The sequence below is a fragment of the Paraburkholderia sp. FW306-02-B genome, assembly GCF_058782725.1.
This window is the reverse complement of sequence record NZ_JBYSXZ010000001.1, coordinates 4,272,348-4,295,560: the sequence shown is the minus strand read 5'-3', so window position 1 is coordinate 4,295,560 and position 23,213 is coordinate 4,272,348. Positions and strand designations below refer to the sequence as shown.

Annotated in this window: 36 protein-coding genes; all 36 read left to right on the top strand. The window is 58.3% G+C overall.

Annotation, left to right across the window (positions count from 1 at the left end; translation table 11 throughout):
* Positions 1-603: 603 nt before the first annotated feature.
* The 36 genes from AC3WOG_RS19315 (at position 604) to rplQ (ending at position 23,035) form a co-directional block, all read left to right on the top strand.
* Entirely contained in the window at positions 604-1,065 is a 462-nt protein-coding gene (locus AC3WOG_RS19315) for a BPSL0067 family protein (protein WP_492579422.1), read from the top strand.
* On the top strand, positions 986-1,429 hold the full coding sequence (locus tag AC3WOG_RS19310; RefSeq protein ID WP_492579421.1) for an STY0301 family protein: 444 nt from the start codon (positions 986-988) through the stop codon (positions 1,427-1,429). Before AC3WOG_RS19315 ends, AC3WOG_RS19310 begins: the two co-directional genes overlap by 80 nt.
* 240 nt (positions 1,430-1,669) lie before the next feature.
* A complete protein-coding gene (gene recQ, locus AC3WOG_RS19305) occupies positions 1,670-3,517 on the top strand; it encodes a DNA helicase RecQ (protein ID WP_492579420.1) in 1,848 nt (615 codons plus the stop codon).
* Between the two features lie 209 nt (positions 3,518-3,726).
* Positions 3,727-4,107, top strand: coding sequence for a 30S ribosomal protein S12 (gene rpsL, locus AC3WOG_RS19300; RefSeq protein WP_006998493.1), 381 nt, complete (start codon positions 3,727-3,729; stop codon positions 4,105-4,107).
* A 179-nt stretch (positions 4,108-4,286) separates the two neighbouring features.
* On the top strand, positions 4,287-4,757 hold the full coding sequence (gene rpsG, locus AC3WOG_RS19295) for a 30S ribosomal protein S7 (protein ID WP_006053291.1): 471 nt from the start codon (positions 4,287-4,289) through the stop codon (positions 4,755-4,757).
* Positions 4,758-4,890: 133 nt separating this feature from the next.
* Positions 4,891-6,993 (top strand): elongation factor G, encoded by a 2,103-nt coding sequence (gene fusA, locus AC3WOG_RS19290; RefSeq protein ID WP_492579419.1) that lies wholly within the window; start codon positions 4,891-4,893, stop codon positions 6,991-6,993.
* Between the two features lie 47 nt (positions 6,994-7,040).
* The gene (gene tuf, locus AC3WOG_RS19285) at positions 7,041-8,231 is read left to right on the top strand and encodes an elongation factor Tu (RefSeq protein ID WP_063497539.1); all 1,191 of its coding nucleotides are present in this window, start codon (positions 7,041-7,043) and stop codon (positions 8,229-8,231) included.
* Between the two features lie 126 nt (positions 8,232-8,357).
* A complete protein-coding gene (rpsJ, locus tag AC3WOG_RS19280) occupies positions 8,358-8,669 on the top strand; it encodes a 30S ribosomal protein S10 (RefSeq protein WP_006998489.1) in 312 nt (103 codons plus the stop codon).
* Between the two features lie 201 nt (positions 8,670-8,870).
* Positions 8,871-9,530 (top strand): 50S ribosomal protein L3, encoded by a 660-nt coding sequence (rplC, locus tag AC3WOG_RS19275; protein ID WP_007180137.1) that lies wholly within the window; start codon positions 8,871-8,873, stop codon positions 9,528-9,530.
* Positions 9,530-10,150 (top strand): 50S ribosomal protein L4, encoded by a 621-nt coding sequence (gene rplD / locus AC3WOG_RS19270; protein WP_007180136.1) that lies wholly within the window; start codon positions 9,530-9,532, stop codon positions 10,148-10,150. The genes rplC and rplD overlap by 1 nt, the downstream gene beginning before the upstream one ends.
* Complete coding sequence (rplW, locus tag AC3WOG_RS19265) at positions 10,147-10,461, top strand: 50S ribosomal protein L23 (protein WP_007180135.1); 315 nt, start codon at positions 10,147-10,149, stop codon at positions 10,459-10,461. Before rplD ends, rplW begins: the two co-directional genes overlap by 4 nt.
* A 2-nt stretch (positions 10,462-10,463) precedes the next feature.
* Positions 10,464-11,291 carry a 50S ribosomal protein L2 gene (rplB, locus tag AC3WOG_RS19260; RefSeq protein ID WP_341314098.1) on the top strand — a complete coding sequence of 276 codons (828 nt, stop codon included), beginning with the start codon at positions 10,464-10,466 and terminating at the stop codon, positions 11,289-11,291.
* A 10-nt stretch (positions 11,292-11,301) separates the two neighbouring features.
* Positions 11,302-11,577 carry a 30S ribosomal protein S19 gene (gene rpsS, locus AC3WOG_RS19255; protein WP_004199273.1) on the top strand — a complete coding sequence of 92 codons (276 nt, stop codon included), beginning with the start codon at positions 11,302-11,304 and terminating at the stop codon, positions 11,575-11,577.
* A 7-nt stretch (positions 11,578-11,584) separates the two neighbouring features.
* Positions 11,585-11,917 (top strand): 50S ribosomal protein L22, encoded by a 333-nt coding sequence (gene rplV / locus AC3WOG_RS19250; protein WP_007180133.1) that lies wholly within the window; start codon positions 11,585-11,587, stop codon positions 11,915-11,917.
* A gap of 11 nt (positions 11,918-11,928) precedes the next feature.
* On the top strand, positions 11,929-12,735 hold the full coding sequence (gene rpsC, locus AC3WOG_RS19245; protein ID WP_020070582.1) for a 30S ribosomal protein S3: 807 nt from the start codon (positions 11,929-11,931) through the stop codon (positions 12,733-12,735).
* Positions 12,736-12,737: 2 nt separating this feature from the next.
* Positions 12,738-13,154 carry a 50S ribosomal protein L16 gene (gene rplP / locus AC3WOG_RS19240; protein ID WP_007180131.1) on the top strand — a complete coding sequence of 139 codons (417 nt, stop codon included), beginning with the start codon at positions 12,738-12,740 and terminating at the stop codon, positions 13,152-13,154.
* A 10-nt stretch (positions 13,155-13,164) separates the two neighbouring features.
* A complete protein-coding gene (gene rpmC, locus AC3WOG_RS19235) occupies positions 13,165-13,359 on the top strand; it encodes a 50S ribosomal protein L29 (protein ID WP_007180130.1) in 195 nt (64 codons plus the stop codon).
* On the top strand, positions 13,356-13,628 hold the full coding sequence (gene rpsQ, locus AC3WOG_RS19230; protein WP_007180129.1) for a 30S ribosomal protein S17: 273 nt from the start codon (positions 13,356-13,358) through the stop codon (positions 13,626-13,628). The genes rpmC and rpsQ overlap by 4 nt, the downstream gene beginning before the upstream one ends.
* 290 nt (positions 13,629-13,918) lie before the next feature.
* Entirely contained in the window at positions 13,919-14,287 is a 369-nt protein-coding gene (gene rplN / locus AC3WOG_RS19225; RefSeq protein WP_006052212.1) for a 50S ribosomal protein L14, read from the top strand.
* 9 nt (positions 14,288-14,296) lie between these two features.
* Entirely contained in the window at positions 14,297-14,605 is a 309-nt protein-coding gene (gene rplX / locus AC3WOG_RS19220) for a 50S ribosomal protein L24 (RefSeq protein WP_115109799.1), read from the top strand.
* A 17-nt stretch (positions 14,606-14,622) separates the two neighbouring features.
* On the top strand, positions 14,623-15,162 hold the full coding sequence (gene rplE, locus AC3WOG_RS19215; protein ID WP_006052214.1) for a 50S ribosomal protein L5: 540 nt from the start codon (positions 14,623-14,625) through the stop codon (positions 15,160-15,162).
* A 7-nt stretch (positions 15,163-15,169) separates the two neighbouring features.
* The gene (rpsN, locus tag AC3WOG_RS19210; RefSeq protein WP_492579418.1) at positions 15,170-15,475 is read left to right on the top strand and encodes a 30S ribosomal protein S14; all 306 of its coding nucleotides are present in this window, start codon (positions 15,170-15,172) and stop codon (positions 15,473-15,475) included.
* 14 nt (positions 15,476-15,489) lie between these two features.
* Positions 15,490-15,885: a 30S ribosomal protein S8 gene (gene rpsH / locus AC3WOG_RS19205; RefSeq protein ID WP_006052216.1), complete on the top strand. Its 396-nt coding sequence runs from the start codon at positions 15,490-15,492 to the stop codon at positions 15,883-15,885.
* A gap of 18 nt (positions 15,886-15,903) precedes the next feature.
* Positions 15,904-16,434 carry a 50S ribosomal protein L6 gene (rplF, locus tag AC3WOG_RS19200; protein WP_028199570.1) on the top strand — a complete coding sequence of 177 codons (531 nt, stop codon included), beginning with the start codon at positions 15,904-15,906 and terminating at the stop codon, positions 16,432-16,434.
* Between the two features lie 12 nt (positions 16,435-16,446).
* Positions 16,447-16,812, top strand: coding sequence for a 50S ribosomal protein L18 (gene rplR / locus AC3WOG_RS19195; RefSeq protein ID WP_006052218.1), 366 nt, complete (start codon positions 16,447-16,449; stop codon positions 16,810-16,812).
* 14 nt (positions 16,813-16,826) lie between these two features.
* Entirely contained in the window at positions 16,827-17,345 is a 519-nt protein-coding gene (rpsE, locus tag AC3WOG_RS19190; protein ID WP_006052219.1) for a 30S ribosomal protein S5, read from the top strand.
* 11 nt (positions 17,346-17,356) lie between these two features.
* Positions 17,357-17,539, top strand: coding sequence for a 50S ribosomal protein L30 (gene rpmD / locus AC3WOG_RS19185; RefSeq protein ID WP_007180126.1), 183 nt, complete (start codon positions 17,357-17,359; stop codon positions 17,537-17,539).
* Positions 17,540-17,568: 29 nt separating this feature from the next.
* Positions 17,569-18,003 (top strand): 50S ribosomal protein L15, encoded by a 435-nt coding sequence (gene rplO / locus AC3WOG_RS19180; RefSeq protein WP_074301421.1) that lies wholly within the window; start codon positions 17,569-17,571, stop codon positions 18,001-18,003.
* Positions 18,004-18,049: 46 nt separating this feature from the next.
* Complete coding sequence (secY, locus tag AC3WOG_RS19175; protein WP_492579417.1) at positions 18,050-19,396, top strand: preprotein translocase subunit SecY; 1,347 nt, start codon at positions 18,050-18,052, stop codon at positions 19,394-19,396.
* A gap of 8 nt (positions 19,397-19,404) precedes the next feature.
* Positions 19,405-19,623: a translation initiation factor IF-1 gene (gene infA, locus AC3WOG_RS19170; RefSeq protein ID WP_004521905.1), complete on the top strand. Its 219-nt coding sequence runs from the start codon at positions 19,405-19,407 to the stop codon at positions 19,621-19,623.
* A 20-nt stretch (positions 19,624-19,643) separates the two neighbouring features.
* Positions 19,644-19,760 (top strand): 50S ribosomal protein L36, encoded by a 117-nt coding sequence (rpmJ, locus tag AC3WOG_RS19165; RefSeq protein ID WP_004199844.1) that lies wholly within the window; start codon positions 19,644-19,646, stop codon positions 19,758-19,760.
* A 41-nt stretch (positions 19,761-19,801) separates the two neighbouring features.
* Positions 19,802-20,167: a 30S ribosomal protein S13 gene (rpsM, locus tag AC3WOG_RS19160; protein ID WP_006052223.1), complete on the top strand. Its 366-nt coding sequence runs from the start codon at positions 19,802-19,804 to the stop codon at positions 20,165-20,167.
* A 28-nt stretch (positions 20,168-20,195) separates the two neighbouring features.
* Entirely contained in the window at positions 20,196-20,600 is a 405-nt protein-coding gene (rpsK, locus tag AC3WOG_RS19155; protein ID WP_006052224.1) for a 30S ribosomal protein S11, read from the top strand.
* Positions 20,601-20,758: 158 nt separating this feature from the next.
* Positions 20,759-21,382 carry a 30S ribosomal protein S4 gene (gene rpsD / locus AC3WOG_RS19150; protein ID WP_341314099.1) on the top strand — a complete coding sequence of 208 codons (624 nt, stop codon included), beginning with the start codon at positions 20,759-20,761 and terminating at the stop codon, positions 21,380-21,382.
* 124 nt (positions 21,383-21,506) lie between these two features.
* Positions 21,507-22,484: a DNA-directed RNA polymerase subunit alpha gene (locus AC3WOG_RS19145; protein ID WP_027199071.1), complete on the top strand. Its 978-nt coding sequence runs from the start codon at positions 21,507-21,509 to the stop codon at positions 22,482-22,484.
* A gap of 158 nt (positions 22,485-22,642) precedes the next feature.
* Positions 22,643-23,035, top strand: coding sequence for a 50S ribosomal protein L17 (gene rplQ, locus AC3WOG_RS19140; protein ID WP_008923330.1), 393 nt, complete (start codon positions 22,643-22,645; stop codon positions 23,033-23,035).
* The last annotated feature ends 178 nt before the right edge of the window (positions 23,036-23,213 follow it).

Below are 23,213 nucleotides of genomic sequence, written 5' to 3'. Positions count from 1 at the left end.
AGCGAAGCCGCTCAGTTTCGACTGAGCGGCTTTTTTATGTGCGCCGAGCATGCGCAACAGCTTGGGGGTGCAAGTCCCCTGTCCAGCCTGATGGTGGTGAAGGACTAGCGAAACGCAAGGGCGTCGTCGCGAGGCGGGGTCTGAAGGAAGCGTGTAGCAAAGCCACGACCTGACGAACAGAAACCAGATACGAGGCCTACCCGGCCGGCCGGACCCGGTTCCGGGAACTGACAGCGCGCGGTGTGAACCGCAATCTCGCTGCGCAAGCGACCGGTTCGTCCCACGGTGTCTGGCGCTTGAGTTGTAGTCCTGCGCTGAGCATCGCGCTGTCCAAGCGTTACTTCCGCTCCCTCGGCCTTCCATCGGTGGGGCCGTAGCCGATCAACCAATCCGAACCGCCGTGTACGGACCCGTACGCACGGTGGTGTGGGAGGGGTCGGGCCGCGAGGCCTGCCCCTATCCCGATATGTGACCCGCGCCAGATAGTAGTACTTCGCTCCTCCTATTCTTTTTTCGGACTTCTCCAATGGTCCGCGTTCAATTTCTCAAATACCGTGAGTTATTGATCTGGCACCGTCCGCTGGACGAAGCAAGGAGAAATCAATGTCTTACATGTACGAAAAAGCAGAATCTCTGGAAAAATTGCCTGTCGTCGGGACGAAACAATGCGTTGCGTTGGTTAAGCAATTTTCAAAGGCACCTGCATCTTCGCTATGGCGAGAAGGGGCGGCGGTAAAAGGAAATTCTGCGATTAAAAAGGGAACGGCGATAGCCACATTCGTAAAGGCCGTTATCCAAATTGGTCGCATGGAAATCATGCTGCTCTTTACGTTAGTCAAGACAGTTCCGGCTTTGTCGTTATCGATCAGTGGTCAACAAGCGGAACAATTAGAAAAAGACGCCTCCCGTTTCTTGGTAAGGATAAGACTGGACATTTCGTCACGCCCAGTAATAATGGCGATGCGTTGTCGGTTGTCGAGTAATCATGAAAGCACATCGCATTTTCATTTTCCTGGCGGCGCTCCTGACAACGGGTTCGGTTTCTCTGTCCGTTATTGCAGATGAAAGGCCGCTATGTCCGTCTAAGATATCTGTTGTGCAGAGTCTGCGCGGCAAGGCGCCCGACGGCTGGTCAAACTACGATGCGAAGGATGACTACCCGGTTGTCGGCGTATCCTTCTGGTCTGGCGCGCCTAGCAGGAAAGCACTGCTGACTCCGTCGAAGGAAGCGCGTAACAGTAAGGGCACTGTTGCAACCTGGATATTTCCAAAGTCCGATACCGACTACTGGGTTGCTTGCGAATATTCGGGTACGAGCGTCGTGTTGGCGAAGCCACTTGGGACCAAAGCCAGTAGCTGCACGGTGGAATACGACAATCGCTTCTCCAGCCCCGTGGCAAGGAGCTGGAATTGCAAGGCTGAGCCTTGAGTCGATTGGCTGCTCCGTGGCCCAGGCTTAGGCCATGGAGCAGCCCTGCCCAGCAATTTCGCCTGCGAGACCGGCGGAGTGCGCCCAGATAGGGGCGCTCCACCGAGCCCATCCAATGCGTTTCGCTACCCGGCCATCGAATACTGGCCAATCAGCTAATGTTCGCGCTCGGTACGGGTAAAGCCGCGATGCGTTGGTAGAATTCGGGTTCCAGGCAGTCCGCCGTTCTCTTCCAGCTCCATGTCGCGCGCCCTTGAAATCCTCATCGAAGTTTTTGGCTACCCCACATTCCGGGGGCAGCAGCGCGACATCGTCGAGCACGTCGCCGACGGCGGTGATTGTCTCGTACTGATGCCCACAGGCGGTGGTAAATCACTGTGTTACCAGATTCCGTCGCTGGTGCGGCGCGAGGCAGGGCTTGGCGCCGGCATCGTCGTGTCGCCCTTGATCGCGCTGATGCAAGACCAGGTCGCTGCGCTCAAGGAAGTTGGCGTGAGGGCGGCGTATCTGAATTCGACGTTGTCCGGTCCCGAAGCGGCAGCGACCGAGCGGGCATTGCGCGAAGGCGAGATCGATCTGCTCTACGTGGCGCCTGAGCGGCTGATGACCGCCCGCTTCCAGGAGTTGCTCGAGCGCACGCGCATCGGCCTGTTCGCAATCGACGAAGCGCATTGCGTGTCGCAGTGGGGACACGATTTCCGTCCTGAGTATATTCAGCTGTCGGTGCTGCACGAGCGCTTCCCGAACGTGCCGCGCATTGCGCTCACCGCCACTGCCGATGCAATCACGCGTGACGAAATCATCCACCGTCTGGCGCTGGACGATGCGCGCATCTTTGTTTCGAGTTTCGATCGGCCGAACATTCGCTACCGCATCGTCGAAAAAGACAATGCGCGCACGCAACTGCTCGACTTCATTCGCGCGGAACACTCGAAGCCGGACGGCACGACCGACGCCGGCGTGGTCTATTGCCTGTCGCGCCGCAAGGTTGAAGAAACGGCGGAGTGGCTGAAAGAAAAGGGTATGCGCGCGTTGCCGTACCACGCCGGCATGGAGTTCGAAATCCGCCAGAAGCATCAGGAGATGTTTCAGCGCGAGGAGGGCATCGTGATGTGCGCGACGATCGCGTTCGGCATGGGTATCGACAAACCCGACGTACGCTTTGTGGCTCACCTTGATCTGCCGAAGAGTGTCGAAGGGTACTACCAGGAAACAGGCCGTGCGGGCCGCGATGGCATGCCGGCCAATGCCTGGATGGCGTACGGTCTCGGCGACGTCGTGCAGCAGCGCAAGATGATCGAAGAATCCGACGCCGATGACGCGCATAAGCGCGTGCAGACCGGCAAACTCGACGCCTTGCTCGGTTTGTGCGAGGCGGCGACCTGCCGGCGCGTGCGGCTGCTTGCGTACTTCGGCGAGTCGAGCAAGCCGTGCGGCAACTGTGATAACTGTCTGGAGCCGCCAGACACATGGGATGCGACGCGTGAAGCACAGATGGCGTTGTCATGCGTGTTCCGCGCGCAGCGCGCAAGTGGTTTTCACTTCGGCGCCGGTCACCTGATCGATATCCTGCGGGGCAACCGCAGCGAGAAGATTATGCAACGTGGTCACGAGAAGCTGACCACGTTCGGGATCGGCGCGGCGCTCGGTGAGCCGGAGTGGCGCGCCGTGTTTCGCCAGCTCGTCGCGTTCGGCTATCTGAGCGTCGACCACGAAGGATTTGGCTCGCTGGTGCTCACTGAGGCCAGTAAAGCGGTGTTGAAGGGCGAGCAGAACGTCACGATGCGCCGCTACGTAAAGCCGACGCGCACTCGCCAGTCGTCTGGACGAACCAGTGAGCGAGCCGACCCGACGATCGGCATGGGGCCGCGCGAACGTGCCCGCTGGGACCGCCTGCGGGCCTGGCGCACCGAAACCGCGAAAAGCGACGGTGTGCCGGCCTACGTCATTTTCCACGACGCCACGCTAGCGGAAATTGCCCGTAACGGTCCCGATTCGATCGAAGATTTGCGCGGCATTCCAGGCATGGGCGCACGCAAACTCGACCGTTTCGGCGACGAGTTGCTGGAAGTCGTCGGCGCCGACTGAGCCGTGTGCGGGTTGGCAGGCGTGCGAAACATTGCAACCTGTTGACTCGCTTAGTGTTTTCGGAATATTATGCTAGGTTCCGGTTCTTGGAATGCCCGCGCGCGGAGTCAATTCATGCGTGACAGTCTGGTCCGGAAGTTCGATGCGCAATCGTTTCTGCTTTGCCCGGAAACAGATGCGTCGATTTTGTTCAATTTCAGGAATAAACAATGCCAACCATCAATCAACTGGTTCGCAAAGGCCGCGCGTCGGAAACGACGAAGAGCAAGAGCCCGGCTTTGCAGGACTGCCCCCAGCGTCGCGGCGTGTGCACCCGTGTGTACACCACGACGCCTAAGAAGCCGAACTCGGCACTTCGTAAGGTTGCTAAGGTGCGCCTGACGAACGGCTTCGAAGTCATCTCGTACATCGGTGGTGAAGGCCACAACCTGCAGGAACACTCGGTCGTGCTGATTCGCGGCGGCCGTGTTAAGGACTTGCCGGGTGTGCGTTACCACATGGTTCGCGGCTCGCTGGATACCCAGGGCGTCAAGGATCGTAAGCAAGCTCGCTCGAAGTACGGTGCGAAGCGTGCCAAGGCTGGCAAGTAATAGCCGGTCAGTGTAGTTTCAGGTCGCCTGCAAAGGCGGTAATAGCGGTGGTGCCGGAATCGCCGGTGCTGTCGAGTAAGTGGTCACCCGACCAGGCTGGTAAGTCGTTAGAGATGAATCGGGTTAGTTGGTGGCCGCGGGGCTAAAAATAGCTCCAACTGAAAAGTAAAGGAAGAAACATGCCGCGTCGTCGCGAAGTCCCCAAGCGGGAAGTGTTGCCGGATCCGAAGTTCGGTAACGTAGATGTAGCTAAGTTCATGAACGTGCTGATGCTCTCCGGCAAGAAGTCGGTTGCCGAGCGCATCGTGTACGGCGCTTTCGAACAGATCCAGACCAAGGGTGGCAAGGACCCGCTGGAAGTGTTCACGGTGGCGCTCAACAACGTCAAGCCGGTGGTGGAAGTTAAGAGCCGCCGCGTTGGTGGTGCGAACTATCAGGTTCCGGTCGAAGTGCGTCCGTCGCGTCGTATGGCATTGGCGATGCGTTGGTTGCGTGAAGCCGCGAAGAAGCGCAGCGAAAAATCGATGGCCCTGCGTTTGGCAGGTGAGCTCTCCGAAGCGGCCGAAGGCCGTGGCGGCGCGATGAAGAAGCGCGACGAAGTTCACCGGATGGCAGAAGCCAACAAGGCGTTCTCGCACTTCCGTTTCTAAGCTTCCCGAACCCGGGTTAGCAGAAAAAGCGGAAAGAAATTCCGGGCGGGTGCGCTTACAAAGCGCCTCGCCCGTTTGTGTTACAGCGCGATGGGTATTTTCTCGCATCGCGTCATCCCAATAGAGGATCAAAGTGGCTCGCAAGACACCTATCGAGCGCTACCGTAACATCGGTATTAGCGCTCACATCGACGCCGGCAAAACGACGACGACCGAGCGCATCCTGTTCTATACCGGCGTGAACCACAAGATTGGTGAAGTTCACGACGGCGCTGCCACCATGGACTGGATGGAGCAGGAGCAGGAACGCGGCATCACGATCACGTCCGCTGCTACCACGGCATTCTGGAAAGGCATGGCCGGCGACCGCGCTGAGCACCGCATCAACATCATCGACACGCCGGGCCACGTCGACTTCACGATTGAAGTTGAGCGCTCGATGCGCGTGCTCGACGGCGCATGCATGGTGTACTGCGCAGTGGGCGGCGTGCAGCCGCAGTCGGAAACCGTGTGGCGTCAGGCTAACAAGTACAAGGTTCCCCGTCTCGCGTTCATCAACAAGATGGACCGTACCGGTGCGAACTTTTTCAAGGTCTACGACCAGCTCAAGCTGCGTCTGAAGGCGAACCCGGTTCCGGTCGTGGTGCCTATCGGCGCGGAAGAAAACTTCACGGGCGTCGTCGATCTGCTGAAGATGAAGGCGATCATTTGGGACGACGCGTCGCAAGGCACGAAGTTCTCGTACGAAGAGATCCCGGCGGAACTGCTCGACTCGTGCAACGAGTGGCGCGAGAAGATGGTCGAAGCGGCTGCTGAGTCGAACGAAGACCTGATGAACAAGTACCTCGAAGAGGGCGAGCTGACGGAAGCGGAGATCGTCAAGGGTCTGCGCGACCGTACGATCGCTTGCGAAATCCAGCCGATGCTGTGCGGTACCGCGTTCAAGAACAAAGGCGTGCAACGTATGCTGGACGCCGTGCTCGACTTCCTGCCGTCGCCGATCGACATCCCGCCGGTTACCGGCGAGCTGGAAAACGGTGAGCAAGGTGAGCGCCGCGCTGCTGACGACGAAAAGTTCTCGGCACTGGCATTCAAGATCATGACGGATCCGTTCGTCGGCCAGTTGATCTTCTTCCGTGTGTACTCGGGCGTTGTGAATTCGGGCGACACGGTGCTGAACGCGACCAAGGACAAGAAGGAACGTTTGGGTCGTATTCTGCAGATGCACGCGAACCAGCGCGAAGAAATCAAGGAAGTGCGCGCAGGCGACATCGCTGCAGCAGTCGGCCTGAAGGACGCGACGACCGGTGACACGCTGTGTGATCCGCAAAGCCCGATCGTGCTCGAGCGCATGATTTTCCCGGAGCCGGTGATTTCGCAGGCTGTTGAGCCGAAGACGAAGCCGGACCAGGAAAAGATGGGGCTGGCCCTGAACCGTCTGGCTCAGGAAGATCCGTCGTTCCGCGTTCAAACGGACGAAGAATCGGGTCAAACCATTATTTCGGGCATGGGCGAGCTCCACCTGGAAATTCTGGTTGACCGGATGAAGCGTGAATTCGGCGTCGAAGCAACCGTCGGCAAGCCGCAAGTGGCGTATCGTGAAACGATCCGCGGCAAGGCGGTAGACGTCGACGGCAAGTTCGTCAAGCAGTCGGGTGGTCGCGGCCAGTATGGTCACGCGGTCATCACGCTCGAGCCGAATGAGCAGGGCAAGGGCTACGAGTTCCTGGACGAGATCAAGGGCGGTGTGATTCCGCGTGAATACATCCCGGCAGTCGACAAGGGTATCCAGGAAACGCTGAAGGCTGGCGTGCTGGCAGGCTTCCCGGTCGTTGACGTGAAGGTTCACCTGACGTTCGGTTCGTACCACGACGTTGACTCGAACGAAAATGCGTTCCGCATGGCCGGTTCGATGGCGTTCAAGGAAGCAATGCGCAAGGCGCAGCCGGTCATCCTCGAACCGATGATGGCTGTGGAAGTCGAAACGCCGGAAGACTACATGGGCAACGTGATGGGCGACCTGTCGGGCCGTCGCGGTATTGTTCAGGGCATGGAAGACATGATTGGCGGCGGCAAGATCGTTCGCGCCGAAGTGCCGCTGTCGGAAATGTTCGGCTACTCGACGTCGCTGCGTTCACTGAGCCAGGGTCGTGCGACGTACACGATGGAGTTCAAGCACTACTCCGAAGCACCGCGCAACGTGTCTGAAGCGATCATCAACGCGAAGTCGAAGTAAGCGCGCGGCAAGTCATTCAACGATTAACTTTTTGAAAGAAGAGAAACATGGCTAAAGGTAAATTCGAACGGACCAAGCCGCACGTGAACGTCGGCACGATCGGTCACGTTGACCACGGCAAGACCACGCTGACGGCAGCGATCACGACGGTGCTGACCAAGAAGTTTGGCGGCGAAGCGAAGGCATACGACCAGATCGACGCGGCGCCGGAAGAAAAGGCACGTGGTATCACGATCAACACGGCACACGTCGAGTACGAAACGGCTAACCGCCACTACGCACACGTCGACTGCCCGGGCCACGCTGACTATGTGAAGAACATGATCACGGGCGCAGCGCAGATGGACGGCGCGATCCTGGTGTGCTCGGCAGCAGACGGCCCGATGCCGCAAACGCGTGAGCACATCCTGCTGGCGCGTCAGGTTGGCGTTCCGTACATCATCGTGTTCCTGAACAAGTGCGACATGGTGGACGACGCTGAGCTGCTGGAACTGGTCGAAATGGAAGTTCGCGAACTTCTGTCGAAGTACGACTTCCCGGGCGACGATACGCCGATCATCAAGGGTTCGGCCAAGCTGGCGCTGGAAGGCGACACGGGCGAGCTGGGCGAAGTGGCGATCATGAACCTGGCCGACGCGCTGGACACGTACATCCCGACGCCGGAGCGCGCAGTTGACGGTGCGTTCCTGATGCCGGTGGAAGATGTGTTCTCGATCTCGGGTCGTGGCACGGTGGTGACGGGTCGCGTTGAGCGCGGCGTCGTGAAGGTCGGCGAGGAAATCGAAATTGTCGGTATCAAGCCGACGGTGAAGACGACCTGCACGGGCGTGGAAATGTTCCGCAAGCTGCTCGACCAGGGTCAGGCGGGCGACAACGTTGGTATCCTGCTGCGCGGCACGAAGCGTGAAGACGTGGAGCGTGGCCAGGTTCTGGCCAAGCCGGGTTCGATCAACCCGCACACGCACTTCACGGCCGAAGTGTATGTGCTGAGCAAGGACGAAGGCGGCCGCCACACGCCGTTCTTCAACAACTATCGTCCGCAGTTCTACTTCCGTACGACGGACGTGACGGGCTCGATCGAGTTGCCGAAGGACAAGGAAATGGTCATGCCGGGCGACAACGTGTCGATTACGGTGAAGCTGATCAACCCGATCGCGATGGAAGAAGGTCTGCGTTTCGCAATCCGCGAAGGCGGCCGTACCGTCGGCGCAGGTGTCGTTGCCAAGATTCTCGAGTAAAATCGCGGATTGAATTTGCAGTAAGTGGTGCCCGGAGCCGGGCGCCGGCCCACAGCGGGCGCCCGGCTCTACGTTCTTTTACTATCTGGCGGCGCAATACCGCCTCGCTCTTTCCAAGGAATTGTCATGCAGAACCAGAAAATCCGTATTCGCCTGAAGGCTTTCGACTATCGCCTGATCGATCAATCGGCAGCTGAAATCGTCGACACGGCAAAGCGGACTGGCGCAATCGTTCGTGGTCCGGTGCCCCTGCCGACCCGCATTCAACGTTTCGACATCCTGCGTTCGCCGCACGTCAACAAGACGTCGCGCGATCAGCTCGAAATCCGTACGCACCAACGCCTGATGGACATCGTCGATCCGACGGACAAGACCGTCGACGCACTGATGAAGCTTGACCTGCCGGCTGGCGTGGACGTGGAAATCAAGCTGCAATAAGGCTTCCAGAGGTTGTCCGGCTTGCCGGGCAATGCTAAGTCATTGATTGCTTGCGGAAAACGAAAAGCCTCGCTATAATGCAAGGCTTTTCGCGCATTTGCGCAAAAAAGTCGGTGCGCTGCAGCATGAATTCATGCCCGAAACGGCACCGGCATTTTGTAAATTAGCCCCGACCAATCGCAGTCGGGAATGGAGAAAACGATGAGCCTTGGACTCGTAGGTCGCAAGGTTGGCATGACCCGTATCTTCACGGCAGAAGGGGATTCGATTCCCGTTACCGTGCTGGACGTGTCCGACAACCGCGTGACGCAGATCAAGACTGTTGAAACCGACGGCTACACGGCCGTGCAGGTTGCATTCGGTACGCGCCGTGCATCGCGTGTGACGAAGCCGTTGGCCGGTCATCTCGCCAAAGCCGGTGTTCAAGCCGGTGAAATCCTCAAAGAATTCCAGATCGATGCTGCCAAGGCTGCCGAGTTGTCGAACGGCACCGTGGTCGGTCCCGACCTGTTCGAAGTAGGCCAGAAGGTCGACGTGCAAGGCGTGTCGATCGGTAAGGGCTACGCCGGTACCATCAAGCGTTACAACTTCGCATCCGGCCGTGCATCGCACGGTAACTCGCGCTCGCACAACGTGCCGGGTTCAATCGGTATGGCGCAGGATCCGGGTCGTGTTTTCCCGGGTAAGCGCATGACCGGTCACATGGGTGACGATACGGTAACCGTGCAAAACCTCGAAATCGCTCGTATCGACGCTGACCGCAAGCTGTTGCTGGTCAAGGGCGCCGTTCCGGGTGCAAAGGGTGGCAAGGTATTCGTTACGCCGGCCGTGAAGACGCGTGCCGTGAAAGGAGCGAAATAATGGAACTTAAGCTCCTGAATGCCAATGGTCAGGAAGGCGCAGGCGTTAGCGCGTCGGACGTCGTGTTCGGCCGCGATTACAACGAAGCCCTGATTCACCAGGTTGTGGTGGCGTACCAGGCGAATGCCCGTAGCGGTAACCGCGCGCAGAAGGATCGTGAGCAAGTCAAGCACACGACCAAGAAACCGTGGCGCCAGAAGGGTACGGGCCGCGCCCGCGCCGGTATGTCGTCGAGCCCGCTGTGGCGCGGCGGTGGCCGGATCTTCCCGAATTCGCCGGAAGAAAACTTTTCGCACAAGGTCAACAAGAAGATGCATCGCGCAGGTCTCTGCTCGATCTTCTCGCAGCTGGCCCGCGAAGGCCGCATCTCGGTGGTCGACGAGCTGACGCTCGAAGCGCCGAAGACGAAGCTGCTGGCCGAAAAATTCAAGGCGATGGGTCTCGACTCCGTGCTGGTGATTACCGACACGGTTGACGAAAACCTGTACCTCGCGTCGCGCAACCTCGCCCATGTGGCGGTTGTCGAGCCGCGTTACGCCGACCCGCTGTCGCTGATCTACTTCAAGAAGATCCTGATCACGAAGGCTGCGGTCGCCCAGATCGAGGAGTTGCTGTCATGAGCGAGATTCGCAAGAACGATCATCGTTTGATGCAGGTCCTGCTCGCGCCGGTGATCTCCGAAAAGGCGACGCTGGTGGCCGACAAGAACGAGCAAGTTGTGTTCGAAGTCGCGCCCGATGCCACGAAGCAGGAAGTGAAAGCTGCAGTCGAGCTGCTGTTCAAGGTGGAGGTCAATTCCGTCAACGTGCTGGTCTCGAAGGGCAAAGCCAAGCGCTTTGGCCGCTTCATGGGCAAGCGCAAAGACGTGAAGAAGGCATACGTCTGCCTGAAGCCCGGCCAGGAAATCAACTTTGAAGCGGAGGCCAAGTAATCATGGCAATCGTTAAAGTTAAGCCGACTTCGCCGGGTCGCCGCGCGATGGTCAAGGTGGTCAACAAGGATCTGCATAAGGGCAAGCCGTTCGCACCGCTGCTCGACTCGCAATCCTCGACCGCCGGCCGTAACAACAACGGCCACATCACCACGCGTCATAAGGGTGGTGGTCACAAGCATCACTATCGTGTCGTCGATTTCCGTCGCACGAAGGATGGCATTCCGGCAAAGGTCGAACGTCTTGAGTACGATCCGAACCGTAGCGCGAACATCGCGCTGGTTCTGTACGCAGACGGCGAGCGCAAGTACATCATCGCTCCTAAGGGTGTGACGGTTGGTCAGCAACTGATGTCGGGTTCGGAAGCGCCGATCCGCGCAGGTAACACGCTGCCGATCCGCAACATTCCGGTCGGTACGACGATCCACTGCATCGAAATGCTGCCGGGCAAGGGCGCGCAAATGGCGCGTTCGGCTGGTACGTCGGCGATGTTGCTGGCTCGTGAAGGCATCTACGCACAGGTCCGCCTGCGCTCGGGTGAAATCCGCCGCGTTCACGTTGAATGCCGCGCGACGATTGGTGAAGTTGGCAACGAAGAGCACAGCCTCCGTCAAATCGGTAAGGCTGGCGCGAACCGCTGGCGCGGTATCCGCCCGACGGTGCGTGGCGTTGCAATGAACCCGGTCGATCACCCGCACGGTGGTGGTGAAGGCAAGACGGCTGCAGGTCGCGATCCGGTGAGCCCGTGGGGCACGCCTGCTAAGGGTTATCGCACCCGCAGCAACAAGCGCACGACGAGCATGATCGTCCAGCGCCGTCACAAGCGTTAAGGAGTAGGCAATGGCACGTTCTGTAAAAAAAGGTCCGTTCTGCGACGCCCATTTGCTGAAGAAAGTTGAGGCGGCTGCAGCTTCGCGGGATAAGAAGCCGATCAAAACCTGGTCGCGCCGTTCGACGATTCTGCCGGATTTCATCGGTCTGACGATTGCTGTGCACAACGGCCGTCAACACGTCCCGGTGTACATCTCGGAAAACATGGTCGGCCACAAGCTTGGCGAGTTCGCATTGACCCGGACGTTCAAGGGTCATGCAGCCGACAAGAAGGCTAAGAAATAAGGGGCTCATGATGGAAGTGAAAGCAATTCATCGCGGTGCCCGCATCTCGGCGCAGAAAACGCGCCTTGTGGCTGACCAGATCCGCGGTTTGCCGGTCGACAAGGCGCTGAACGTTCTGACGTTCTCGCCGAAGAAGGCTGCGGGAATCGTGAAAAAGGTCGTGCTGTCGGCGATCGCGAATGCGGAGCATAACGAAGGCGCCGATATCGATGAGCTCAAGATCACGAGCATCTACATCGACAAGGCTGCATCGCTCAAGCGTTTTACTGCGCGCGCTAAAGGCCGTGGTAACCGCATCGAGAAGCAATCCTGTCACATCACTGTGACGGTCGGGAATTAAGGGGTCATACGATGGGACAGAAAATTCATCCGACTGGCTTCCGTTTGGCCGTCAGCCGCAATTGGGCGTCGCGTTGGTACGCGAACAACAACAATTTCGCGGCGATGTTGCAGGAAGACATCGGTGTTCGTGAATACCTGAAGAAGAAGCTGAAAAACGCTTCGGTTGGTCGCGTCGTTATCGAGCGCCCGGCGAAAAACGCGCGCATCACGATTTATAGCTCGCGTCCGGGTGTGGTCATCGGTAAGAAGGGCGAGGATATCGAGCTGCTGAAGTCGGAACTGCAACGCCGCATGGGCGTTCCGGTCCACGTCAACATCGAAGAAATCCGCAAGCCGGAAACCGATGCGCAACTGATCGCGGATTCGATCACGCAACAGCTCGAGCGCCGGATTATGTTCCGCCGCGCGATGAAGCGTGCGATGCAAAACGCAATGCGTCTGGGTGCTCAAGGCATCAAGATCATGAGCGCAGGCCGCCTGAACGGTATCGAAATCGCTCGTACGGAATGGTATCGCGAAGGTCGCGTGCCCCTTCATACGCTGCGTGCTGATATCGACTACGCAACTTCGGAAGCGAAGACGACGTACGGCATCATCGGCGTGAAGGTGTGGGTCTACAAGGGCGACACGCTCGGCCGTAACGACGCACCGGTGGTTGAAGAAGTCGCCGAAGAAAAGCGTCCGCGCCGCAACGCACGTCCGGGTGGCGATCGCCGTCCGCGTCGCGATGGTGAAGGTGGTGGCCCGGCAGGTGCACGCCGTGGCGCTCCTCGTCGTGCTGGCGGTGCCGGCGGCGACGGGAAGACTGGAGAATAACGATGCTGCAACCGAAACGCAGAAAGTATCGCAAAGAGCAGAAGGGTCGTAACACCGGTATCGCTACCCGCGGCAACGCGGTGTCGTTCGGTGAGTTCGGCCTGAAGGCTATCGGTCGTGGTCGCTTGACCGCGCGCCAGATTGAAGCGGCACGTCGTGCAATGACGCGTCACATCAAGCGTGGTGGCCGCATCTGGATCCGCATCTTCCCGGACAAGCCGATCTCGCACAAGCCGGCCGAAGTACGTATGGGTAACGGTAAAGGTAACCCTGAGTACTACGTCGCAGAGATTCAACCGGGCAAGATGCTGTACGAAATGGATGGCGTAACCGAAGAGCTGGCACGCGAAGCGTTCCGTCTGGCCGCAGCTAAGCTGCCGCTCAAGACGACGTTTATCGTGCGTCAGCTCGGCGCCTAAGGAGCAAATGATGAAGGCTTCCGAACTTCACCAGAAAGATCAGGCCGCGCTCAACAAGGAGCTGTCGGACCTGTTGAAGGCGCAATTCGGCCTGCGCATGCAACTCGCGACCCAGCAGCTCACGAACACGAGCCAGCTGAAGAAGGTTCGTCGCGACATCGCACGTGTGCGGACCGTCCTGACTGAGAAGGCGAACCAGAAATGAACGATAGCGTAAAAACCTCGCTCAAGCGGACGCTGGTCGGCAAGGTCGTCAGCAACAAGATGGACAAGACGGTCACCGTGCTGGTTGAGCATCGCGTGAAGCACCCGATCTACGGCAAGTACGTTGTGCGTTCGAAGAAGTACCACGCGCACGACGATGCGAACACGTACAACGAGGGTGACCTCGTTGAAATCCAGGAAACGCGTCCGATTTCGAAGACGAAAGCTTGGGTTGTGGCTCGCCTGGTCGAGGCTGCTCGCGTCATCTGACGCCGCAAAGTTGTAGAAGTAATTGAAATCGCAGTAAGTTTCGCTTGCAAGACCGAGATTATCAGTTATAATCTCGGTCTTCCCTCTTTTATGGGAGCCCCGTCGCGGGCGAAGTTGGTGGGGGAAGCGGTGCAGGCGCCAGTCTGTTCCGAAGGATTCACCGGATTGCGATGGCGGGTTTCGTTTGCCGTCGCTGCTGTTCTAACCCAAGCAGCCGATTGGCTGACGGGACCAAGACTGACCGGGTACGCCATGGTGGTGTGGCCGGATTAAGTTGGGAAAGATAAACCATGATCCAGACCGAAACTCGGCTTGAAGTGGCCGACAACACGGGTGCGCGTGAAGTCATGTGCATCAAGGTGCTCGGCGGCTCGAAGCGTCGTTATGCCAGCATTGGCGACATCATCAAGGTGACCGTCAAAGAAGCAACGCCGCGCGGGCGCGTGAAGAAAGGCGAAATTTATAACGCCGTGGTGGTTCGTACCGCCAAGGGCGTGCGCCGTCAGGACGGCTCGCTGATCAAGTTCGATGGCAATGCCGCAGTGTTGTTGAATGCCAAGCTCGAACCTATTGGCACCCGTATTTTCGGGCCTGTCACGCGCGAGTTGCGCAGCGAACGATTCATGAAGATCGTTTCGTTGGCACCTGAAGTGCTGTAAGGAGTCGCGATGAACAAGATTCGCAAAGGTGACGAAGTTATCGTCATCACCGGCAAAGATAAGGGCAAGCGCGGCATCGTGCTGTCCGTTGGCGAAGGCAAAGTGATTGTCGAGGGCATTAACCTCGTCAAGAAACACGTCAAGCCGAACCCGATGAAGGGTACGACGGGCGGTGTGGAAGCCAAGACGATGCCGCTGCAAATTTCGAACGTCGCATTGGTCGACGCGAATGGCAAGGCGTCGCGTGTAGGCATCAAGGTCGAAGGAGACAAGAAAGTCCGTTTCCTTAAGACGACCGGTGCCGAGCTGAGCGCCTGACGCAGCGGAGTAAAAAAATGGCTCGTTTGCAAGAGTTTTACAAAGAAAAGGTTGTACCCGGCCTCATCGAGAAGTTCGGTTACAAGTCCGTGATGGAAGTGCCGCGCATCACCAAGATCACCCTGAACATGGGCCTTGGCGAAGCGGTTGCTGACAAGAAGATCATCGAAAACGCCGTTGGCGACCTGACGAAGATCGCAGGCCAGAAGCCGGTGATCACGAAGGCACGCAAGGCAATCGCTGGCTTCAAGATCCGTCAGGGCTATCCGATCGGTGCAATGGTCACGTTGCGTGGTCAGGCAATGTACGAATTTCTGGACCGTTTCGTGACGGTTGCGCTCCCCCGTGTGCGTGACTTCCGTGGCGTGTCGGGTCGTGCGTTCGATGGTCGCGGCAACTACAACATCGGTGTGAAAGAGCAGATCATTTTCCCCGAAATCGACTACGACAAGATCGACGCACTGCGTGGGCTGAACATCAGCATCACGACGACTGCGAAGACCGACGACGAAGCAAAGGCTCTGCTCGCCAGCTTCAAGTTCCCGTTCAGAAACTGAGGTTACCGTGGCTAAACTGGCACTGATCGAACGTGAAAAGAAGCGTGCTCGCCTCGCTGCTAAGTACGCTCCCAAGCGTACCGAGTTGAAGGCGATCATTGGCGATATGAGCAAGACGGACGAAGAGCATTACGCAGCACGTCTGGAACTGCAACAACTGCCGCGCAACTCTAACCCGACCCGTAAGCGCAATCGTTGCGCAATTACCGGTCGTCCGCGCGGTACGTTCCGTAAATTCGGGCTGGCGCGTAACAAGATTCGCGAAATCGCGTTCCGCGGCGAGATCCCTGGCCTGACCAAGGCGAGCTGGTAATAGGAGAAACGTAAATGAGCATGAGTGATCCTATCGCCGATATGCTGACTCGCATCCGCAACGCGCAGATGGTCGAGAAAGTTTCGGTGACAATGCCCTCGTCGAAAGTCAAGGTTGCGATTGCGCAGGTCCTGAAGGACGAAGGCTATATCGATGATTTCGCAGTGAAGTCCGAAGGTGCGAAGTCTGAATTGAACATCGTGTTGAAGTACTACGCTGGCCGTCCGGTTATCGAGCGCATTGAACGCGTCTCGAAGCCTGGTCTGCGTGTGTACCGCGGCCGTAACGACATCCCCGTGGTCATGAATGGTCTCGGCGTGGCAATCGTGTCGACGCCGAAGGGCGTGATGACGGACCGCAAGGCGCGTGCAACGGGCGTTGGCGGCGAAGTCATCTGCTACGTCGCTTAAGGCCGAAAGGAGAGAAACATGTCTCGAGTAGGTAAAAGCCCGATCGCGCTGCAAGGCGCAGAAGTGGCCCTGAGCGACGAACGCATTACCGTCAAGGGCCCGCTGGGTACGATTTCGCAGGCTGCGAACAGCCTCGTGAAGGTGGTGAACGACAACGGCACGCTGAAGTTCGAGCCGGTTGACGAAAGCCGCGAAGCGAATGCGATGTCGGGCACGATGCGCGCACTGGTTGCGAACATGGTGAACGGCGTGACGAAGGGTTTCGAGCGCAAGCTGACGCTGGTTGGCGTCGGTTACCGCGCGCAGGCGCAAGGCGACAAGCTGAACCTGTCGCTGGGTTTCTCGCACCCTGTGGTGCACCAGATGCCGGAAGGCGTCAAGGCTGAAACCCCGACGCAAACCGAAATCGTGATCAAGGGGATCAATAAGCAACAAGTTGGCCAAGTCGCTGCAGAAGTGCGCGGCTATCGCCCGCCGGAGCCCTACAAGGGCAAGGGTGTGCGCTACGCCAACGAGGTTGTGATCCTCAAAGAAACGAAGAAGAAGTAAGGGTGCGCAATCATGGATAAGACTCAATCTCGCCTGCGCCGCGCTCGTCAGACGCGTATCAAGATCGCTGAGCTGCAGGTCGCGCGTCTCGCCGTGCATCGCACGAACACGCACATCTATGCGCAAGTGTTCTCGCCGTGCGGCACCAAGGTGCTCGCCAGCGCGTCGACGCTCGAAGCCGAAGTGCGTGCGCAACTGGCTGATCAGACAGGCAAGGGCGGCAACGTCGCTGCTGCGACCCTGATCGGTAAGCGCATTGCAGAAAAGGCTAAGGCTGCCGGCATCGAATCCGTCGCCTTCGACCGTTCTGGTTTCCGTTACCACGGCCGCGTGAAAGCGCTGGCTGATGCGGCACGCGAAGCCGGACTCAAGTTCTAAGGGAAGAATTCGTCATGGCAAAGATGCAAGCGAAAGTTCAGGCTGACGAACGCGACGACGGCCTTCGTGAAAAAATGATTTCGGTCAACCGCGTGACCAAGGTTGTGAAGGGTGGCCGGATTCTCGGTTTCGCCGCACTGACCGTGGTTGGCGACGGTGATGGCCGCGTCGGTATGGGCAAGGGCAAGGCGAAGGAAGTGCCGGTCGCTGTTCAGAAGGCGATGGAACAGGCTCGCCGCAACATGTTCAAGGTGCCGCTTAAGAACGGTACCCTGCAGCACGAAGTGCACGGTAAGCACGGCGCATCGATGGTCCTCCTCGCTCCGGCGAAGGACGGTACCGGTGTGATCGCTGGCGGCCCGATGCGCGCAGTGTTCGACGTGATGGGCGTGCAGAACGTTGTGGCCAAGAGCCACGGTTCGACGAACCCGTACAACCTCGTTCGTGCAACGCTCGACGGGCTGCGCAAGCAGTCCACGCCGGGTGACATCGCGGCGAAGCGTGGCAAGTCCGTCGAAGATATTCTGGGCTAAAGGTGGACACCATGTCTGATAAAACTGTCAAGGTCCAGCTCGTCAAGAGCCTGATCGGCACCCGTGAAACGCACCGTGCAACGGTGCGTGGCTTGGGTCTGCGCCGACTCAACTCGGTTAGCGAGTTGCAGGACACGCCGGCTGTGCGCGGCATGATCAACAAGGTTTCGTACCTCGTTAAGGTCATCAGCTAAGCGGCTGACCAGGACTCAAGGAGTTGATAATGGAATTGAATAACCTGAAGCCGGCTGAAGGTTCGAAGCACGCTAAGCGTCGCGTCGGCCGCGGTATCGGCTCCGGTCTGGGCAAGACTGCTGGCCGTGGTCACAAGGGTCAGAAGTCGCGTTCGGGCGGCTTTCACAAGGTTGGCTTCGAAGGCGGTCAAATGCCGCTGCAACGTCGCCTGCCGAAGCGTGGCTTCACCTCGCTGACGAAGGAATTCGTCGGAGAAGTGCGTCTCTCTGATCTGGAAAAGCTGCCGGTCGATGAAATCGATCTGTTGGCTCTGAAGCAAGCCGGCCTGGTCGGTGAACTGATCAAGAGCGCCAAGATCATCGCGACGGGCGAGCTGAAGCGCAAGATCGTTGTGAAGGGTCTGGGTGCGACGAAGGGTGCGCGCGCTGCTATTGAAGCAGCCGGCGGCTCTTTTGCCGAGTAACGCGCAAGTTATTTGCCGTCACTAGCATTTGCATCGGAGAAGGTACTTGGCTAACAGCCCGAGTCTCGCAAAACCCGGTCGCAGCGCGGCGAAGTTTGGCGATCTGCGTCGGCGGGCAGTGTTCCTGCTGCTGGCGTTGATCGTCTACCGTATCGGCGCGCACATTCCGGTGCCGGGTATTGACCCGGACCAACTGGCAAAGCTGTTCCAAAGCCAGTCGGGCGGCATCCTTGGCATGTTCAACATGTTCTCGGGTGGCGCACTTTCGCGGTTCACGATTTTTGCGCTGGGGATCATGCCGTATATTTCGGCGTCGATCATCATGCAGTTGCTGGCGATTGTCTCGCCGCAGCTGGAAGCGCTGAAAAAGGAAGGGCAGGCGGGTCAACGGAAGATTACGCAGTACACGCGTATCTTTACGGTCCTGCTGGCGACGTTCCAGGCATTCGGTATCGCCGTCGCCCTGGAAAATCAGCCGGCTCTGGTGATCGATCCGGGGATGGTGTTTCGGTTGACGACGGTCGTGACGCTGGTGACCGGCACGATGTTCCTGATGTGGCTGGGTGAGCAGATTACGGAACGCGGGCTTGGCAACGGTATCTCGATCATTATTTTCGGCGGGATTGCAGCGGGTTTCCCGAATGCGATCGGTGGTCTTGTCTCGCTGGTGCAAACCGGTTCGATGAGCCCGATATCCGCGATTATCGTCGTCGCGCTGATTGCTGCAGTGACGTATCTGGTGGTGTTCATCGAACGCGGCCAGCGCAAGATTCTTGTGAACTACGCCAAGCGGCAAGTCGGTAACAAGATTTATGGCGGACAGTCTTCGCATCTGCCGCTGAAGCTGAACATGTCGGGCGTGATTCCGCCGATCTTTGCATCGTCGATCATTCTCTTCCCGGCAACCATCCTGAACTGGTTTAGTTCTGGGTCGCGTACCAGCTGGTTCGCAGACACGTTGCACAACGTGGCCGAAGCCCTTAAGCCCGGTCAACCCGTGTACGTGTTGCTGTACGCGTTGGCGATCGTTTTCTTCTGTTTCTTCTACACTGCGTTGGTGTTCAACAGCAGAGAAACGGCCGACAACCTGAAAAAGAGTGGCGCTTTCGTCCCAGGCATCCGCCCGGGCGATCAAACGGCGCGATATATCGACCGCATCCTCACGCGTCTGACGCTGGCCGGTGCGATCTACATCGTGTTTGTTTGTCTGCTGCCCGAGTTTCTGGTGCTGCGCTGGAACGTGCCGTTTTATTTTGGTGGAACGTCGCTGCTGATCATTGTCGTCGTCACAATGGATTTCATGGCGCAGGTGCAGTCGTACGTTATGTCGCAACAGTATGAATCGCTGCTGAAGAAAGCTAATTTCAAAGGCGGCGGCGTCCCGATGCGTTGAAAGGACTTATGGCCAAAGACGATGTTATCCAGATGCAGGGTGAAGTCATCGAAAACCTGCCTAACGCTACCTTTAGGGTGAAGCTGGAAAACGGCCATGTCGTATTGGGACACATATCCGGCAAGATGCGGATGCACTACATCCGAATCTTGCCGGGCGACAAGGTGACGGTTGAATTGACGCCTTACGATCTGTCGCGTGCGCGGATCGTGTTCCGGGCGAAGTGATTTGAAAAAAGGGTAATATCATGAAAGTGATGGCATCGGTTAAGCGCATTTGCCGCAATTGCAAGATCATCAAGCGCAAAGGCGTTGTGCGCGTGATTTGCAGCTCTGATCCGCGCCACAAACAGCGTCAAGGCTGAACGCCGCGCTTTTGCTTGCGCTTTTTGTTTGAGGAAAAACAATGGCTCGTATCGCAGGGGTTAACATCCCGAATCACCAGCATACCGAAATCGGCCTGACGGCAATTTACGGTATCGGCCGCACGCGCTCGCGCGACATTTGCGTCGCTGCTGGTGTGGCATTTTCGAAGAAGGTCAAGGACCTGAACGACGCAGACCTCGAAAAGCTGCGTGAAGAAGTCGGCAAGTTCATCGTTGAAGGCGATCTGCGCCGTGAAACGACGATGAACATCAAGCGCCTGATGGATCTCGGCTGCTACCGTGGCGTGCGTCACCGCAAGGGCTTGCCCCTGCGTGGCCAACGCACGCGTACGAATGCCCGTACGCGCAAGGGTCCGCGTCGTGCAGCGCAATCGCTGAAGAAGTAAGCGGAACTGACAGTTACAGGAAAACGTAATGGCTAAGGCTTCGAACAACTCCGCGGCGCAACGCGTTCGCAAGAAGGTCAAGAAGAACGTCGCCGAGGGCGTGGTTCACGTTCACGCGTCGTTCAACAACACCATCATCACGATCACCGATCGTCAAGGCAATGCGCTTGCTTGGGCAACGTCGGGTGGTCAGGGCTTCAAGGGCTCGCGTAAGTCGACGCCGTTTGCAGCTCAGGTGGCAGCCGAATCGGCTGGCCGCGTGGCGATGGAATACGGCGTGAAGAACCTCGAAGTGCGGATCAAGGGCCCCGGTCCTGGCCGTGAGTCCGCGGTGCGCGCGTTGCATGGTCTTGGTATCAAGATCACCGCGATCTCCGACGTGACCCCGGTCCCGCACAACGGCTGCCGTCCGCCGAAGCGTCGTCGTATCTAAGACGCTGTTTTGGCTAGCGCCTGTTGCCGCCGGGGTTTGGAAACCGGCGACGACGGGCTGCTTGCGCTTTGATGAATTGACTAAGCCCACCGTTCGACCCAAAGGGTTCGGACTAGCGCGGACGAGAGTTCGCGTGATCAATCAACGAAGGAATCAACGTGGCACGTTATATCGGCCCTAAGGCCAAGCTGTCCCGCCGTGAAGGCACTGACCTCTTCCTGAAGAGCGCCCGTCGTTCGCTCGCTGACAAGTGCAAGCTTGACAGCAAGCCCGGCCAGCACGGCCGCACCTCGGGCGCACGTACGTCCGATTACGGCACGCAGCTGCGCGAAAAGCAAAAAGTGAAGCGCATCTACGGCGTGCTCGAGCGTCAATTCCGCCGTTACTTCGCTGAAGCCGACCGCCTGAAGGGCAACACGGGTGAAAACCTGCTGCAATTGCTCGAATCGCGTCTGGACAACGTCGTGTATCGCATGGGTTTCGGCTCGACGCGCGCTGAAGCACGTCAACTCGTGAGCCACAAGGCGATCGTGGTGAACGGCGTCGTATCGAACATCCCGTCGATGCAAGTGAAGGCAGGTGACGTCGTCGCAGTGCGCGAACAAAAGAAGAAGCAAGCGCGCATTCTCGAAGCGCTGTCTCTGGCTGAGCAAGGCGGTCTGCCGAGCTGGGTCGCTGTCGATTCGAAGAAGTTCGAAGGCACGTTCAAGCAAAAGCCGGAACGCAGCGACATCGCTGGCGATATCAACGAAAGCCTGATCGTCGAATTGTATTCGCGGTAATCGGATTAACGGCCGGGGCACCCCGATTGCGTTGCGCAAGGGGGCGTCTCGGCTGTTTATTTTCAGGTTGTTACCGGTCAGCCTTATCGGTGTAACGAGCCGAGGGTATTGAAAAGGAAAACCTATGCAAACCAGTTTGTTGAAGCCCAAGATCATCGCAGTTGAATCGCTTGGTGAGAGCCACGCGAAAGTGGTCATGGAACCGTTTGAACGCGGTTACGGCCACACCTTGGGTAACGCGCTCCGGCGCGTGCTGCTGTCGTCGATGATCGGCTACGCGCCGACCGAAGTGACGATCGCAGGCGTCGTACATGAATACTCGACGCTCGACGGTGTGCAAGAGGATGTGGTCAACCTGTTGTTGAACCTGAAGGGCGTGGTGTTCAAGCTGCATAACCGTGACGAAGTGACGGTTACGCTGCGCAAGGAAGGCGAAGGCGTTGTCACCGCTGGCGACATCGAACTCGCGCACGATTGCGAAGTGATCAACCCGGATCACGTGATTGCGCACCTGTCGAAGGGCGGCAAGCTCGACGTGCAGATCAAGGTCGAAAAGGGCCGTGGTTATGTGCCGGGCAACGTGCGTCGTTACGGCGAAGAGTCGGCCAAGATCATCGGCCGTATCGTGCTGGACGCGTCGTTCTCGCCGGTTCGCCGCGTGAGTTATGCCGTGGAAAGCGCGCGTGTCGAACAGCGTACCGACCTCGACAAGCTCGTGATGAACATCGAAACCAACGGTGTGATCTCGCCTGAAGAAGCGATCCGTCAATCGGCGCGCATTCTGGTCGATCAGCTGTCGGTGTTCGCTGCTCTGGAAGGCACTGAAGCAGCGGCTGAAGCGCCGTCGCGTGCGCCGCAGATCGATCCGATCCTGCTGCGTCCGGTCGATGATCTCGAACTGACGGTTCGCTCCGCGAACTGCCTGAAGGCCGAGAATATCTACTACATCGGCGACCTGATCCAGCGCACGGAAAACGAACTGCTCAAGACCCCGAATCTGGGTCGCAAGTCGTTGAACGAAATCAAGGAAGTATTGGCGTCGCGTGGTTTGACGCTCGGCATGAAGCTCGAAAACTGGCCGCCGGCTGGTCTCGACAAGTAATCCCGGGACAGAACCCGCCGCTGCACTGGCAAAGACGCGGATTTTCCTTTAAAATCCGCGTCTTGTCTTTTTTCACTACCGGCCCGTGCGCTCACACCTTTCGGGTGATCGAGCGCGATAGAAGAGCTGGACCAAAACTTTGAATCAAAGGAATTAACATGCGTCACCGTCATGGTCTGCGGAAACTGAACCGCACGAGCAGCCACCGTCTGGCAATGCTCCGTAACATGTCCAACTCGCTGATCGAGCACGAAGTCATCAAGACCACGCTGCCGAAGGCGAAAGAACTCCGTAAAGTCGTCGAGCCGCTGATCACGCTCGGCAAGAAGCCGTCACTGGCAAATCGTCGTCTGGCGTTCAACCGCCTGCGCGATCGTGACTCGGTCACGAAGCTGTTCGAAGTGCTGGGCCCGCGTTACGCGACCCGTCCGGGCGGCTACCTGCGCGTTCTGAAGTTCGGCTTCCGCGTCGGCGACAACGCACCGATGGCACTGGTCGAATTGCTCGACCGTCCGGAAGTCGAAGAAACTGAAGTGCAAGAAGCTGAGTAAGCTTTTTAGCATCGACAAAAAAGCCAGGCTTTGAGCCTGGCTTTTTTGTTTGTGGCGTCGGGTGTCGCTGTGGCCGGCCAAGCATGGTGGCCAAATGCCGCAGGCGACCAGCGGGCGGGCCTGCGGTACCGCAAGGCTTGGTGATACGATAACGGCACCTGAACCGTGCCTGGCCGGA

Coding starts and splice junctions, on each gene's coding strand:
- AC3WOG_RS19315 (WP_492579422.1), top strand. CDS start 604: ATGTCTTACATGTACGAAAAAGCAGAATCTCTGGAAAAATTGCCTGTC.
- AC3WOG_RS19310 (WP_492579421.1), top strand. CDS start 986: ATGAAAGCACATCGCATTTTCATTTTCCTGGCGGCGCTCCTGACAACG.
- recQ (WP_492579420.1), top strand. CDS start 1,670: ATGTCGCGCGCCCTTGAAATCCTCATCGAAGTTTTTGGCTACCCCACA.
- rpsL (WP_006998493.1), top strand. CDS start 3,727: ATGCCAACCATCAATCAACTGGTTCGCAAAGGCCGCGCGTCGGAAACG.
- rpsG (WP_006053291.1), top strand. CDS start 4,287: ATGCCGCGTCGTCGCGAAGTCCCCAAGCGGGAAGTGTTGCCGGATCCG.
- tuf (WP_063497539.1), top strand. CDS start 7,041: ATGGCTAAAGGTAAATTCGAACGGACCAAGCCGCACGTGAACGTCGGC.
- rpsJ (WP_006998489.1), top strand. CDS start 8,358: ATGCAGAACCAGAAAATCCGTATTCGCCTGAAGGCTTTCGACTATCGC.
- rplC (WP_007180137.1), top strand. CDS start 8,871: ATGAGCCTTGGACTCGTAGGTCGCAAGGTTGGCATGACCCGTATCTTC.
- rplD (WP_007180136.1), top strand. CDS start 9,530: ATGGAACTTAAGCTCCTGAATGCCAATGGTCAGGAAGGCGCAGGCGTT.
- rplW (WP_007180135.1), top strand. CDS start 10,147: ATGAGCGAGATTCGCAAGAACGATCATCGTTTGATGCAGGTCCTGCTC.
- rplB (WP_341314098.1), top strand. CDS start 10,464: ATGGCAATCGTTAAAGTTAAGCCGACTTCGCCGGGTCGCCGCGCGATG.
- rpsS (WP_004199273.1), top strand. CDS start 11,302: ATGGCACGTTCTGTAAAAAAAGGTCCGTTCTGCGACGCCCATTTGCTG.
- rplV (WP_007180133.1), top strand. CDS start 11,585: ATGATGGAAGTGAAAGCAATTCATCGCGGTGCCCGCATCTCGGCGCAG.
- rpsC (WP_020070582.1), top strand. CDS start 11,929: ATGGGACAGAAAATTCATCCGACTGGCTTCCGTTTGGCCGTCAGCCGC.
- rplP (WP_007180131.1), top strand. CDS start 12,738: ATGCTGCAACCGAAACGCAGAAAGTATCGCAAAGAGCAGAAGGGTCGT.
- rpmC (WP_007180130.1), top strand. CDS start 13,165: ATGAAGGCTTCCGAACTTCACCAGAAAGATCAGGCCGCGCTCAACAAG.
- rpsQ (WP_007180129.1), top strand. CDS start 13,356: ATGAACGATAGCGTAAAAACCTCGCTCAAGCGGACGCTGGTCGGCAAG.
- rplN (WP_006052212.1), top strand. CDS start 13,919: ATGATCCAGACCGAAACTCGGCTTGAAGTGGCCGACAACACGGGTGCG.
- rplX (WP_115109799.1), top strand. CDS start 14,297: ATGAACAAGATTCGCAAAGGTGACGAAGTTATCGTCATCACCGGCAAA.
- rplE (WP_006052214.1), top strand. CDS start 14,623: ATGGCTCGTTTGCAAGAGTTTTACAAAGAAAAGGTTGTACCCGGCCTC.
- rpsH (WP_006052216.1), top strand. CDS start 15,490: ATGAGCATGAGTGATCCTATCGCCGATATGCTGACTCGCATCCGCAAC.
- rplF (WP_028199570.1), top strand. CDS start 15,904: ATGTCTCGAGTAGGTAAAAGCCCGATCGCGCTGCAAGGCGCAGAAGTG.
- rplR (WP_006052218.1), top strand. CDS start 16,447: ATGGATAAGACTCAATCTCGCCTGCGCCGCGCTCGTCAGACGCGTATC.
- rpsE (WP_006052219.1), top strand. CDS start 16,827: ATGGCAAAGATGCAAGCGAAAGTTCAGGCTGACGAACGCGACGACGGC.
- rpmD (WP_007180126.1), top strand. CDS start 17,357: ATGTCTGATAAAACTGTCAAGGTCCAGCTCGTCAAGAGCCTGATCGGC.
- rplO (WP_074301421.1), top strand. CDS start 17,569: ATGGAATTGAATAACCTGAAGCCGGCTGAAGGTTCGAAGCACGCTAAG.
- infA (WP_004521905.1), top strand. CDS start 19,405: ATGGCCAAAGACGATGTTATCCAGATGCAGGGTGAAGTCATCGAAAAC.
- rpmJ (WP_004199844.1), top strand. CDS start 19,644: ATGAAAGTGATGGCATCGGTTAAGCGCATTTGCCGCAATTGCAAGATC.
- rpsM (WP_006052223.1), top strand. CDS start 19,802: ATGGCTCGTATCGCAGGGGTTAACATCCCGAATCACCAGCATACCGAA.
- rpsK (WP_006052224.1), top strand. CDS start 20,196: ATGGCTAAGGCTTCGAACAACTCCGCGGCGCAACGCGTTCGCAAGAAG.
- AC3WOG_RS19145 (WP_027199071.1), top strand. CDS start 21,507: ATGCAAACCAGTTTGTTGAAGCCCAAGATCATCGCAGTTGAATCGCTT.
- rplQ (WP_008923330.1), top strand. CDS start 22,643: ATGCGTCACCGTCATGGTCTGCGGAAACTGAACCGCACGAGCAGCCAC.